The organism is Kitasatospora sp. NPDC001660 (assembly GCF_053596725.1).
This window is the reverse complement of sequence record NZ_JBSFGU010000013.1, coordinates 181,533-193,472: the sequence shown is the minus strand read 5'-3', so window position 1 is coordinate 193,472 and position 11,940 is coordinate 181,533. Positions and strand designations below refer to the sequence as shown.

Sequence of the window (11,940 nt, the reverse complement as noted above, 5' to 3'; positions counted from 1 at the left end):
TCTCACGCGGCCTCGCCGAGGCCATGGGCGGCAGCCTGGAGGTCGAGGACACCCCCGGGGGCGGCACCACCATGCTGCTCACCCTGCCCGCAGCCGCCACCCGGGAGGAGCCCGCCGAACATGAGTGAGATCCTGATCGTCGACGACGAACCGGCCCTCCTGCGGACACTGAGGATCAACCTCAGCGCCCGCCAGTACGCCGTCCGGACGGCCGCCAGCGGCGGCGAGGCGCTGGACCGCGCCGCCCGCACCAGCCCGGACGCCGTCCTGCTCGACCTCGGCCTGCCGGACCTCGACGGCATGGACGTCCTGCGCGGCCTGCGCAGCCACAGCGCGATGCCGATCATCGTGCTCTCCGGCCGCACCGGCGCCGCCGACAAGGTGGACGCCCTCGACGCGGGCGCCGACGACTACCTCACCAAGCCCTTCCAGATGGAGGAACTGCTGGCCCGGCTGCGCGCCGTGCTGCGCCGGCCCTTAGGTGCCCTCCCGCTGCTCCAGCCGGTGATCGGCGACCACACCGTGGACCTCGCCGCCACCACCGTCACCGGCCCGTGCGGCCCGGTGCGGCTCACCCCGACGGAGTGGCGCATCCTCGCCCTGCTGCTCGCCAACCCGGGCCGACTGGTGCCCGGGCGGCAGATCCTGCGCGAGGTGTGGGGGCCGGCCCAGGAGGAACGCGGCAACTACCTGCGGGTCTACCTGGCCGGGCTGCGCCGCAAGCTGGAGCGCGACCCGGCCCGGCCGCGGCACCTGATCACCGAACCGGGCATCGGCTACCGCTACGAGCCTTGACGGGACCGCGTCGCCGTCAACAGCCCGTCAAGAGGGAGTCGTTCGCCGACAGGAGAGCGTCAAGGCGGGTCGGAGCCGGTCTTCCGCGGGCGTAGCGTCAGTGCTGTCCGAGCGGGCCCGGCTCCGATGTGGGGGAGGCCGGGACCCGCTCCCGCCGCCGCAAGGCGGCCAGCAGGTGGGGGAGGGGCGCGCGATCGACGATCGTGCGCCCCTACGCCTTTCCGGCACCGGCGCCGGTACGGTTCAGCCCCCGCCCGTGCTCCCCGGCTGCCGCGGCAGCGCCAGCGCCACGGTGTCCGCGAACTCCCGTACCGCGCTGGTCCGGCTGACCACCCGCCCGCTGTGCACCACCAGCCGGCTGTGGCCGCCCGCGAGCGCCCCGGCCAGGCTGTCCCCGCGCACCGCCAGCAGTTCCGCCGGGAACCCGGCGTCCACCCGCACCGGCGGCAGTCCGAGTGCCCCCCTGGCCCGGTTCGCCACCGCGTCGTACGCCTCCTCCGGGTCCAGCGCCCCGCTCGCCGCCAACAGGTACGCGGCCTCCAGCGGATCCGCCCGGCCGACCGGGTTCGACTGGTCCCGCAGGGTGCCGCTGCCCGCCGACAGGGATACCCGGGCCTCCGTCAACTCCTTCAGCAGGCCCGGGCGCAGACCCGGCGGTGGGCCCTCCAGTCCGGAGCAGCCGCCGTTCTGCGGCAGGCACACCACCCGCACCCCGGCGGTGGCCAGCACCATCGCCGCGCCGCGGGCCAGCGACCCGCACGGGCCCAGCGTCACGCGCGGCCGCAGCGGAGCCAGCGCGCCCACCAGGCGGGCGAGTTGGGCCGGGTCGGCGGCGGTGGTGTGGAGGTCGACCGGGCAGTCCGCCTCGCGGGCGGCCTCCAGCAGCACCTGCACGTACCCGGACGGGTCCGGGTCCAGCTCCGGGCAGCCGCCGGCCGCGGTGGCGCCCAGCTTGAGCGCGTCGCGCAGCTGCGCCCGGCCGTCCGCCCCGGCCCGGCCGGTGAGCAGCCGGGGCATCGCCACCGCCTGGAGCTCGGCCAGCCCGCGCAGCGCCTGCCGGGCGGTGAGCACCGCCTCCAGGCGGCCCAGCCCGTGCACGTCGCCGATCCGGACGTGGGTGCGCTGGGCGGTGGCGCCGTAGCCGAGCGAGGTGAGCGCGGCCTCGGTGACCCGCCGGGTGAGGTCGGTGGGCGTCTCCGGCGGCGGGGTGGGCAGCACGGCGGAGAAGGCGACGTCGTAGTGGGCGTGCGCCTCGGCCGGGGCGGGCAGCAGCAGGTAGCCCTTGAGGTCGATCCGGGCGCCGGTGGTGACGGTGGGGGTGCCGGGCAGGGCGGGCATCGGGCCGAGGCTGCCGACGGTGCCGACGGCCTGGATCCGGTCGCCGCTGATCCGGACGTCCACCACGCGCCCGTCGGCCAGCCGGGCGCCGGTGAGCAGGAGGACCGGGCCGTGCCCGAGCGGGTTGGCCGCCGGGCCGGGCCCGGGGTACGGCCCGTCGGCGGCTGCGCTGTCCATCGCCGGCTCCTTCTCGCGCTGGCCCGTCGGGTGCCAGGCCGCCCCGATCAATGAGCGTCGAGCCTATGGGGCCGGGGGGCGGCCCGCCGGGAGGCGGGCAATAGTCGTATCGGGTCGGGCCGTGCGGCTCGCAGGCCGCTCGAACGCGGTGCCTTGGATCGCTCGTCCGTGCACCTCCCCGACCTGCGGTCTTCGCGGCCGGATACGGATTTCACCTCTGGGCGCGGAACGTGTAATCTCTTCCTCGTTCGCCCCTATAGCTCAGTCGGTAGAGCGTCTCCATGGTAAGGAGAAGGTCTGCGGTTCGATTCCGCATGGGGGCTCTGGTGAGAAGCGGTCGGCCTCGGTCGCACTGCGGATCACTGTGGCGGTGTAGCTCAGTTGGTAGAGCAAGCGGCTCATAATCGCTGTGTCACCGGTTCAAGTCCGGTCACCGCTACCCCGCGTAGTCGGTCGGGAGATCGCACTCCCGGTCGGCTACTCTTGTCGTGTTCTTATTCGTTGTCCAAGGAAGGCACTCCCGTGGCTGCCACCGACGTCCGCCCGAAGATCACGCTGGCCTGCGTGGAGTGCAAGGAGCGGAACTACATCACCAAGAAGAACCGGCGTAACGACCCGGACCGTCTTGAGATGAAGAAGCACTGCCCCCGCTGCAACTCGCACACCGCGCACCGCGAGACCCGCTGACCCTCTCGCAGGGCATCGGGCCTGTGTGAATTCAGGTCTTCGACTCCGGGCCGCATCCCTCACTGGGGTGCGGCCCGGAGTTTTTTCGCACCCGCACTGATCCCCCCCGCGTCCCTCCACCGCTTCTTCGAGGAGCTGCTGCCATGGCACTCGATCCCTCCTTCATCGGGCGGACCTATCCGCCGACCGAGCCCTACGAGGTCGGTCGCGAGAAGATCCGCGAGTTCGCCGTCGCCGTCGGTGACCGCAACCCGGCCTACACCGACCCGGAGGCGGCCAAGGCGCTCGGCCACCCCGACGTGATCGCCCCGCCGACCTTCCCGTTCCTGATCACCTACCGGGCCGCGGCCCAGGTGGTCGAGGACCCGGAGCTGGGCCTGGACTTCACCCGGGTGGTGCACGGCGACCAGAAGTTCGCCTACACCCGCCCGGTGCGGGCCGGCGACCGCCTGTCGGTCGACGTGACCATCGACAACATCAAGTCGCTCGCGGGCAACGACGTGCTCACCGTCCGCGGCGAGGTGACGGACGCGACCGGCGAGCACGTGGTGACGTCGGTCATGACCCTGGTGGCCCGGGCCGCCGACGAGGCGGGGGAGTGAGCCCGATGGCGATCAGCTACGACGAGGTCGAGGTCGGCACCGAGCTGCCGGCGCAGTCCTTCCCCGTGACGCGCGACACCCTGGTGCGCTACGCGGGCGCCTCCGGCGACTTCAACCCGATCCACTGGAACGAGAAGTTCGCCCTGGAGGTCGGCCTGCCCGACGTCATCGCCCACGGCATGTTCACCATGGCCGAGGCGATCCGCGTGGTCACCGACTGGGTCGGCGACCCGGCCGCCGTGGTCGAGTACGGCGTCCGCTTCACCCGTCCGGTCCCCGTCCCGAACGACGGCGTCGGCTCGGTGATCGAGGTCGGCGGCAAGGTCGCCAAGCTCCTCGACGACCGCAAGGTCCAGGTCGACCTCGTCGCCACCTTCGGCGGCCAGAAGGTCCTCGGCATGTCCAGGGCCGTCGTCCGCCTGGCCTGATGCCGTACCGGGTGGAAGGGGTGCCGGGCGGCGGCCCTTCCACCCGTACGCTGGGGGGCGTGCTGGTAGAAAACGACGCCCCTCTTGCCCCGCTGACCACACTCCGGCTCGGTGGGCCGGCCCGCCGACTGGTCACCGCGCACACCGACGACGAGGTCATCGCCGCCGTCCGCGAGGCCGACGCGGCGGGCGAGCCGCTGCTGGTGGTCGGCGGCGGGTCGAACCTGGTGATCGGCGACGCCGGCTTCCCCGGCACGGTGCTGCGGATCGCCACCACCGGCTTCGCGCTGGACGGGACGGTCCTGGAGCTGGCGGCCGGCGAGGTCTGGTCGGCGGCGGTCGAGCGGACGGTCCGCGAGCACGGCCTGGCGGGCATCGAGTTCCTGGCCGGCATCCCCGGCTCGGCCGGCGCCACGCCGGTGCAGAACGTCGGTGCGTACGGCCAGGAGGTCGCGCAGACGATCACCGAGGTGGTCGCGTACGACCGCACCGCCGAGGAGGTCGTCACGCTGGCGAACGACGCGTGTGCGTTCTCCTACCGGCACAGCCGCTTCAAGGCGGAGCCGGACCGCTACGTCGTGCTCCGGGTGCGGTTCGCCCTGGCGGACCACGACGGGCTCTCCAGCCCGGTCAAGTACGCCGAGGTGGCGAAGCACTTCGGCGTCGAGCAGGGCGAGCGCGTGCCGCTGGAGAAGGCCCACGACGCGGTGCTCGGGCTGCGCGCCGGCAAGGGCATGGTTCTGGACCCGGCGGACCACGACACCTGGTCGGCCGGCTCCTTCTTCACCAACCCGGTGCTCACGGCCGCGCAGTACGAGTCCTTCCGCACCCGCCCCGGCACCGAGAACGCCCCGGCCTACCCGGCCCCGGAGGGCTGCACCAAGACCTCGGCCGCGTGGCTCATCGACCGGGCCGGCTTCGGCAAGGGCTACGGCAGCGGCCCGGCGACCCTCTCCACCAAGCACACCCTGGCCCTGACCAACCGCGGCTGCGCCACCGCCGAGGACCTGCTCGCACTGGCCCGGGAGATCCGGGACGGGGTGCGGGAGGCCTTCGGGGTGGAGCTGGTGAACGAGCCGGTGATGGTGGGCGTGCGGCTCTAGGCGGTCGCGCCCGCCGGCCCGTGCCCGTCGGCGAGCCAGGCGTCGATGTCCGCCAGGAGCTCCTTGCGGACGGCCTCCGGCGCGCACGAGCCGCGCACCGACTGACGGGCCAGCTCGGCGAGCTCGGCGTCGGCGAAGCCCAGCACGTCGCGGGCGAGGTCGTACTGGGCGGCCAGCCGGGTGCCGAACAGCAGCGGGTCGTCCGCGCCGAGCGCCAGCGGCACTCCGGCGTCGAACAGCCTCCGCAGCGGGACGTCCTGCGGGTGCTCGTAGACGCCCAGGGAGACGTTGGACGACGGGCAGACCTCGCAGGTGATCTGCCGGGCGGCCAGCCGCTCCATCAGCCGCGGGTCCTCGGCCGCCCGCACGCCGTGGCCGATCCGGCCCGCGTCCAGGTCGTCCAGGCAGTCCCGGACGGACTCCGGGCCGGCCAGCTCGCCGCCGTGCGGGGCGGCCAGCAGCCCGCCCCTGCGGGCGATCGCGAAGGCCCGGTCGAAGTCCCGGGCGAGGCCGCGGCGCTCGTCGTTGGACAGGCCGAAGCCGACCACACCGCGGTCGGTGTAGCGGACGGCGAGCCGGGCCAGCGTCCGGGCGTCCATGGGGGACTTCATCCGGTTCGCCGCGACCAGCACCCGGATGCCCACGCCGGTGGCCCCGGCGGCCTGCTCGACCGCGTCGAGGATCAGTTCCAGCGCGGGGATCAGCCCGCCCAGCCGGGGCGCGTACGAGGTCGGGTCGACCTGGATCTCCAGCCAGCGGGAGCCGTCCCGCCGCTCGTCCTGCGCGGTCTCCAGGACCAGCCGGCGGATGTCGTCCTCGTCCCGGAGCACCGAGCGGGCGGTGTCGTAGAGGCGCTGGAAGCGGAACCAGCCGCGTTCGTCGGTCGCCCGCAGCTTGGGCGGCTCGCCGGAACTGAGCGCCTCCGGCAGCCGGACGCCGTGCTTGTCGGCCAGCTCCAGCAGGGTGGCGGGGCGCATCGAGCCGGTGAAGTGCAGGTGCAGGTGGGCCTTCGGAAGGTCCCTGACGTCTCGCGGGTTCAACAGGCGTTCCATTCGCGAATACTGCCGCATCGGCCCCCCGAACGGGAACCGCCCTCCCTTCATCCCCCGATGGGGTGAAAGGAGGGCGGTCCGCCGGTGAAGCCGGCGCGTCGGATCGACGACGGGCGTCAGCCGGCCGTCAGTCGCGGGCCTCGCCGAGCAGCTTCTGGATCCGGCCGATGCCCTCGACCAGGTCGGTGTCGCCGAGCGCGTAGGAGAAACGCAGGTAGCCGGGGGTGCCGAAGGCCTCACCCGGGACGGCGGCGACCTCGGCCTCGTCCAGGATCAGGCTCGCCAGCTCGCTGGAGGTCTGCGGGCGCTTGCCGCGGATCTCCTTGCCGAGCACGCCCTTGACGGACGGGTAGGCGTAGAACGCGCCCTCGGGCTCGGGGCAGACGACGCCGTCGATCTCGTTGAGCATCTTCACGATGGTCCTGCGGCGGCGGTCGAAGGCGGTGCGCATCTCGTGCACGGCCGAGAGGTCGCCGCTGACGGCGGCCAGGGCGGCGCGCTGGGCGACGTTGGAGACGTTCGAGGTGGCGTGCGACTGCAGGTTGGTCGCGGCCTTGATGACGTCCTTCGGGCCGATCACCCAGCCCACCCGCCAGCCGGTCATCGCGTAGGTCTTGGCGACGCCGTTGACCACGATGCACTTGTCGGCCAGGTCGGGCAGCAGGGCCGGCAGCGAGGTGAAGGCGGCGTCGCCGTACACCAGGTGCTCGTAGATCTCGTCGGTGAGCACCCACAGGCCGTGCTCCAGCGCCCAGCGGCCGATCGCCTCGGCCTCGTCCCTGGTGTACACCGCGCCGGTCGGGTTGGACGGCGAGACGAAGAGCACCACCTTGGTGTTCTCGGTGCGGGCGGCCTCCAGCTGCTCGACCGAGACCTTGTAGCCGGTGGTCTCGTCCGCGACGACCTCCACCGGGACACCGCCGGCCAGCTGGATCGACTCCGGGTAGGTGGTCCAGTACGGGGCCGGGACGATGACCTCGTCGCCCGGGTCGAGGATCGCCGCGAACGCCTCGTAGATCGCCTGCTTGCCGCCGTTGGTCACGAGCACCTGGGAGGCGTCCACCTCGTAGCCCGAGTCGCGCAGCGTCTTGGCGGCGATCGCGGCCTTCAGCTCCGGCAGGCCGCCGGCCGGGGTGTAGCGGTGGTTCTTCGGGTCGCGGCAGGCCTCGACGGCCGCCTCGACGATGTAGTCCGGCGTGGGGAAGTCGGGCTCGCCGGCGCCGAAGCCGATCACCGGACGGCCGGCCGCCTTGAGGGCCTTGGCCTTGGCGTCCACGGCGAGGGTCGCGGACTCGGCGATCGCGCCGATCCGGGCGGAGACCCGGCGGTCGGCGGGGCGGATGGTGGGGTCGGGCTGCGGGGTGGAAGCGCTCATGTCTGCATCGTCGCAGAACCGGGACGGACCGGGCATGGCGGTTTCACCATCCGTACGGACCGGTCCGAATCGCGGCCCCCGACGCCCGGCCGGTGCGGGCCGTGCCGGCCGGGCGAGTGGTGGCCCGGGAAGAAGAAGTTCGACCAAACACCCCTCGACCACGTACACTCACTGCTCGACGGCCACCGAAAACGACCGGAGCTTTCACCGCTTGTGCAGACAGCGGCGGGAGATGCGGTAGGTTGGTCGCTACCGGAGCCGAGAGGCACCGTAGGGCAATAGCTCAATTGGTAGAGCACCGGTCTCCAAAACCGGCGGTTGGGGGTTCAAGTCCCTCTTGCCCTGCTGCTTGATCCGTTTTCAGCCCGTTCGCTCCACAGAGCGAGCGGGCTTGATGCGGAGAGGGCACCGAACAGCACCGCTTTAGCCGGCTAGCACGTGCCCGACCGGGTGCGCGGGTGATGCTCGGCAGGACCCGGATTCAGGTGAGGACGAGTGACGGAGACCACGGGCTCCACCGCAACGCCTGAGAGCGGCAACCCCGAGGGTGCCGACGGCGCTGCCGAGGCCACGTCTGCCGAGGGCGAGGAGAAGGCGCTCTCGCGCCGCGACCGCAAGCGCGCCAGGCGCTCCGGCGACAAGTCCGGCAAGCGGGCCAAGAAGGGCCTGTTCGCCCGGATCGGCCTGTTCTACCGCCAGATCATCGCCGAGCTGCGCAAGGTCGTCTGGCCCACCCGCGGCGAGCTCACCAACTACACCACGGTCGTCGTCACCTTCGTCGTGGTCATGATGGGTTTCGTGGCCGGTCTGGACTACGGATTCTCCAAGCTCAGCCTGTTGATCTTCGGCTGACCGAGCCGTCCGCCTTCGAAAAGCTTCCCGACCCGGGCCGATTCCTCGGCCCGGGTCGAGCTGTCTGCGCCGCACGTACACGGCCGCTACCGTTGACTCGGTACTGTTGAAGTCTCCGGACATCCTCCTGGCGCCCGCGCGAGCGGGATGCGCGGGCGGCCGTAGCGGAGCGCGCCACCTTCACCATCTCCAGGAAAGAAGCAGCCACCGTGTCTGAGTCCCCCCTGTACGACGCCGACGAGACCGTCCGCGAGGCGGATGTCGCCGCCGAGCTGGACGCGGCCGAGCTGGCTGACGACGCCGAGTCCGCCGAGCAGATCGTGGACGCCGCGGACGGCGACGAGGACGAGGTCGAGGCGTTCGACGAGGCCGAGGCCGGCGAGCCCGCCGAGGAGGCCGCGCTGCACGTGGAGACCGTCGAGGAGCCCGCCGTCGAGGAGCCCGCGGTCGAGGAGGCCGCGGTCGAGGAGGCCGCGGTCGAGGAGGCCGGCGAGGTCGACCCGGTCGCCAAGTTCCGCGAGGACCTGCGGTTCATGCCGGGCGAGTGGTACGTGATCCACACCTACGCCGGCTACGAGAACCGGGTGAAGCAGAACCTGGAGCAGCGCGCCGTCTCGCTGAACGTCGAGGAGTACATCTTCCAGGCCGAGGTGCCGCAGGAGGAGGTCGTCCAGATCAAGAACGGCGACCGCAAGACCATCCGCCAGAACAAGCTCCCCGGCTACGTCCTGGTGCGCATGGACCTCACCCCCGAGTCCTGGGGCGTCGTGCGCAACACCCCCGGTGTCACCGGCTTCGTGGGCAACGCCTACGACCCGTACCCGCTGACCCTGGACGAGGTCGTCAAGATGCTCGCCCCGGACGTCGAGCGCCAGGCCGCCAAGGAGGCCGGCAAGCCCTCGCCGATCAAGCCGAGCGAGATCCAGGTGCTGGACTTCGAGGTCGGCGACTCGGTCACCGTCACCGACGGCCCGTTCGCGACCCTCCAGGCGACCATCAACGAGATCAACCCCGACTCGAAGAAGGTCAAGGGCCTGGTCGAGATCTTCGGCCGGGAGACCCCGGTCGAGCTGTCCTTCGACCAGATCCAGAAGAACTAGTCGTACGGTCTTCGGATTCGGGGCGGGGCCGGGGGCCCCGCCCCGAATCCGTTTTGGTCCAGCGGCGCCGACGCGTTAGCCTGGTCCGATGTGTGTGCTGGCGACCGGGTGTCGCCCCGGTTCCGCACGCACCAGCAATCACCTCTCGGAAGGACCCGGAGAGACATGCCTCCCAAGAAGAAGAAGGTCACGGGGCTTATCAAGCTCCAGATCAACGCCGGTGCGGCCAACCCGGCGCCGCCGGTCGGCCCCGCGCTGGGCCAGCACGGCGTCAACATCATGGAGTTCTGCAAGGCCTACAACGCCGCGACCGAGTCGCAGCGCGGCATGATCGTGCCGGTGGAGATCACGGTCTACGACGACCGTTCCTTCACCTTCATCACGAAGACGCCGCCGGCCGCGCGCCTCATCCTGAAGGCCGCCGGTATCGAGAAGGGCTCCAGCGAGCCGCACAAGACCAAGGTCGCCAAGCTCACCAGCGCCCAGGTCCGCGAGATCGCCACCACCAAGATGCCCGACCTGAACGCCAACGACCTGGACGCCGCGGAGAAGATCATCGCCGGCACCGCCCGGTCGATGGGCATCACCGTCGAGGGCTGATCTTCCCCCTCTCGTCCCCCGTGGTAGGGCCTGCGCAGGCCCGTTGACTACCACAACTCCAATCACCATTCAGGAGCAGCAGTGAAGCGCAGCAAGGCTCTGAAGGCCGCGGACGCTCAGGTCGACCGCGAGCGCCTTTACGCCCCCCTCGAGGCCGTCCGCCTCGCCAAGGCGACCAGCACCACCAAGTTCGACGGCACCGTCGAGGTCGCCATGCGTCTGGGTGTCGACCCGCGCAAGGCCGACCAGATGGTCCGCAGCACCGTGATCCTCCCGCACGGCACCGGTAAGACCGCTCGGGTCCTGGTCTTCGCGACCGGCGAGCGTGCCGAGGCCGCGCGTGCTGCGGGCGCCGACATCGTCGGTGCCGACGAGCTCATCGACGAGGTCGCCAAGGGCAAGCTGGACTTCGACGCCGTCGTCGCCACCCCGGACCTCATGGGCAAGGTCGGCCGCCTCGGCCGCGTGCTCGGTCCCCGTGGTCTGATGCCGAACCCGAAGACCGGCACCGTGACCCCGGACGTCGCCAAGGCTGTCAACGACATCAAGGGCGGCAAGATCGAGTTCCGCGTCGACAAGCACTCGAACCTGCACTTCATCATCGGTAAGGCCTCCTTCACCGACGAGCAGCTGGTCGAGAACTACGCCGCCGCGCTGGACGAGGTGCTCCGCGCCAAGCCGTCCGCCGCCAAGGGCCGTTACATCAAGAAGACCGCGTTCTCGACCACCATGGGCCCCGGCATCCAGGTGGACCCGAACCGCACCCGCAACCTCCTCGTCGAGGAGGACCCGGCCGCGCTCTGACACTGAGCGAGCTCAAGCGAGCGAAGCGGCAGATCCCGGGCCGTGATCGCAGTCGCGCTCTGAGCCTCAGTCTCCGAAGCAGTCCGTCACGGCGGGCCCGCACTCCTCTGCGGAGTGCGGGCCCGCCGTCGTTTCCGGATTGGGACAAGGGCGGATGGGAGCCGTTGTCCGGCGCGTCGTACGCTCGGCCGGTCCGATCATGTGACCGAGTCATGTCGACCGCCGGAGTGTGCCGTGCCGCCCGCCCAACGCTTCGCCGCCCTCGGGGCCGTCCTGCTCCTGCTCGGCGCCACCACCGGGTGCAGCCTGCTGGCCGCGCCCGGCGACCGCACTCCCGGCAGTGCACCGACGGCGGTGCCGCCCAAGCAGGTGGTGCTCGCGGCGGCCCAGGCGCTCGACGACGCCGGCGGGGCCCGGATCGACGTCGTGGAGGAGGGCCCGGCCGGCCACCGCACCGCGAGCGGCACGCTGGTCTGGGGCTCCCGGGACGCGGCCGACCTGAGCGTCACCGACGAGCTCGGCACCGGGCGGCTGACCGGCCGGGACGGCGCGTTCGACCTCGTCTACCAGGGCGGCGCGACCAAGCACGCGGACCGCGCGGGCGCCGAGTCGCTGGACCCGCGGGCGGGCGCCGCGCCGGACGGCTACGCGGGCGGCTGGACGACCTGGCTGGTCACCAGTCCGGGCAGCACGGCGTACGCCATGACCCAGGCCGGGGCGCTCGGTTCGCTCGGCGGCGAGCAGCTGGCCGGGATGACGGTCGCGCACTACCAGGGCTCGGCCCCGGTGGCCGACTACTTCGGCACGGACCGGGAGCTGACGCCCGAGCGGCTCGCCGCGGTGCTCGCGTACTACCGCGGGCTCGGGGTCACCACGATCGGTTTCGACATCTGGGTCGGACCCGGCAAGCGACTGCTGCGGCTGCGCGAGACGGCCCGGGGGAGCGGTGGAACCGTGGTGACCACGACGGACGTCTCCGACCCCGGGGAGGGAGACGGAACGCCGACCCCGACCGGGTGACGGGCAC

General features: G+C 71.9%; 13 protein-coding genes and 3 tRNA genes. 13 read left to right on the top strand and 3 right to left on the bottom strand.

The window, feature by feature from the left end:
- Positions 1 to 120: 120 nt before the first annotated feature.
- Positions 121 to 795 (top strand): response regulator, encoded by a 675-nt coding sequence (locus ACWCXH_RS17250; protein WP_449802240.1) that lies wholly within the window; start codon positions 121 to 123, stop codon positions 793 to 795.
- Between the two features lie 243 nt (positions 796 to 1,038).
- Here ACWCXH_RS17250 and ACWCXH_RS17245 read toward each other — a convergent pair whose 3' ends face one another.
- Positions 1,039 to 2,310, bottom strand: coding sequence for a hydrolase (locus ACWCXH_RS17245; RefSeq protein WP_449802239.1), 1,272 nt, complete (start codon positions 2,308 to 2,310; stop codon positions 1,039 to 1,041).
- A gap of 250 nt (positions 2,311 to 2,560) precedes the next feature.
- Here ACWCXH_RS17245 and ACWCXH_RS17240 point away from each other — a divergent pair.
- The 6 genes from ACWCXH_RS17240 (at position 2,561) to ACWCXH_RS17215 (ending at position 5,130) form a co-directional block, all read left to right on the top strand.
- Positions 2,561 to 2,633, top strand: a tRNA-Thr gene (locus ACWCXH_RS17240).
- Between the two features lie 43 nt (positions 2,634 to 2,676).
- A tRNA-Met gene (locus ACWCXH_RS17235) sits at positions 2,677 to 2,749 on the top strand.
- 83 nt (positions 2,750 to 2,832) lie between these two features.
- The gene (gene rpmG, locus ACWCXH_RS17230; RefSeq protein WP_006604855.1) at positions 2,833 to 2,997 is read left to right on the top strand and encodes a 50S ribosomal protein L33; all 165 of its coding nucleotides are present in this window, start codon (positions 2,833 to 2,835) and stop codon (positions 2,995 to 2,997) included.
- 143 nt (positions 2,998 to 3,140) lie between these two features.
- A complete protein-coding gene (locus ACWCXH_RS17225; protein ID WP_449802238.1) occupies positions 3,141 to 3,599 on the top strand; it encodes an FAS1-like dehydratase domain-containing protein in 459 nt (152 codons plus the stop codon).
- A gap of 5 nt (positions 3,600 to 3,604) precedes the next feature.
- Positions 3,605 to 4,027 carry a MaoC family dehydratase gene (locus ACWCXH_RS17220; RefSeq protein ID WP_449802237.1) on the top strand — a complete coding sequence of 141 codons (423 nt, stop codon included), beginning with the start codon at positions 3,605 to 3,607 and terminating at the stop codon, positions 4,025 to 4,027.
- Positions 4,027 to 5,130, top strand: coding sequence for a UDP-N-acetylmuramate dehydrogenase (locus tag ACWCXH_RS17215; protein ID WP_449802236.1), 1,104 nt, complete (start codon positions 4,027 to 4,029; stop codon positions 5,128 to 5,130). Before ACWCXH_RS17220 ends, ACWCXH_RS17215 begins: the two co-directional genes overlap by 1 nt.
- On the opposite strand, the gene ACWCXH_RS17210 is transcribed toward ACWCXH_RS17215, so the two are convergent.
- Entirely contained in the window at positions 5,127 to 6,182 is a 1,056-nt protein-coding gene (locus ACWCXH_RS17210; RefSeq protein ID WP_449802235.1) for an adenosine deaminase, read from the bottom strand. The two genes, ACWCXH_RS17215 and ACWCXH_RS17210, sit on opposite strands and share 4 nt — an antisense overlap.
- Positions 6,183 to 6,309: 127 nt before the next feature.
- Positions 6,310 to 7,557 carry a pyridoxal phosphate-dependent aminotransferase gene (locus ACWCXH_RS17205; protein WP_449802234.1) on the bottom strand — a complete coding sequence of 416 codons (1,248 nt, stop codon included), beginning with the start codon at positions 7,555 to 7,557 and terminating at the stop codon, positions 6,310 to 6,312.
- Between the two features lie 272 nt (positions 7,558 to 7,829).
- On the opposite strand from ACWCXH_RS17205, the gene ACWCXH_RS17200 reads away from it, so the two are divergent.
- The 6 genes from ACWCXH_RS17200 (at position 7,830) to ACWCXH_RS17175 (ending at position 11,933) form a co-directional block, all read left to right on the top strand.
- Positions 7,830 to 7,902: transfer RNA gene (locus ACWCXH_RS17200), tRNA-Trp, on the top strand.
- 150 nt (positions 7,903 to 8,052) lie between these two features.
- The gene (gene secE, locus ACWCXH_RS17195) at positions 8,053 to 8,409 is read left to right on the top strand and encodes a preprotein translocase subunit SecE (RefSeq protein WP_449802233.1); all 357 of its coding nucleotides are present in this window, start codon (positions 8,053 to 8,055) and stop codon (positions 8,407 to 8,409) included.
- A 209-nt stretch (positions 8,410 to 8,618) separates the two neighbouring features.
- Positions 8,619 to 9,509 (top strand): transcription termination/antitermination protein NusG, encoded by an 891-nt coding sequence (gene nusG, locus ACWCXH_RS17190; RefSeq protein WP_449802232.1) that lies wholly within the window; start codon positions 8,619 to 8,621, stop codon positions 9,507 to 9,509.
- 165 nt (positions 9,510 to 9,674) lie between these two features.
- Positions 9,675 to 10,109 (top strand): 50S ribosomal protein L11, encoded by a 435-nt coding sequence (gene rplK / locus ACWCXH_RS17185; protein ID WP_376086189.1) that lies wholly within the window; start codon positions 9,675 to 9,677, stop codon positions 10,107 to 10,109.
- A gap of 81 nt (positions 10,110 to 10,190) precedes the next feature.
- On the top strand, positions 10,191 to 10,913 hold the full coding sequence (gene rplA, locus ACWCXH_RS17180; RefSeq protein WP_449802231.1) for a 50S ribosomal protein L1: 723 nt from the start codon (positions 10,191 to 10,193) through the stop codon (positions 10,911 to 10,913).
- A 234-nt stretch (positions 10,914 to 11,147) separates the two neighbouring features.
- A complete protein-coding gene (locus ACWCXH_RS17175; protein ID WP_449802230.1) occupies positions 11,148 to 11,933 on the top strand; it encodes a hypothetical protein in 786 nt (261 codons plus the stop codon).
- Positions 11,934 to 11,940 lie beyond the last annotated feature (7 nt).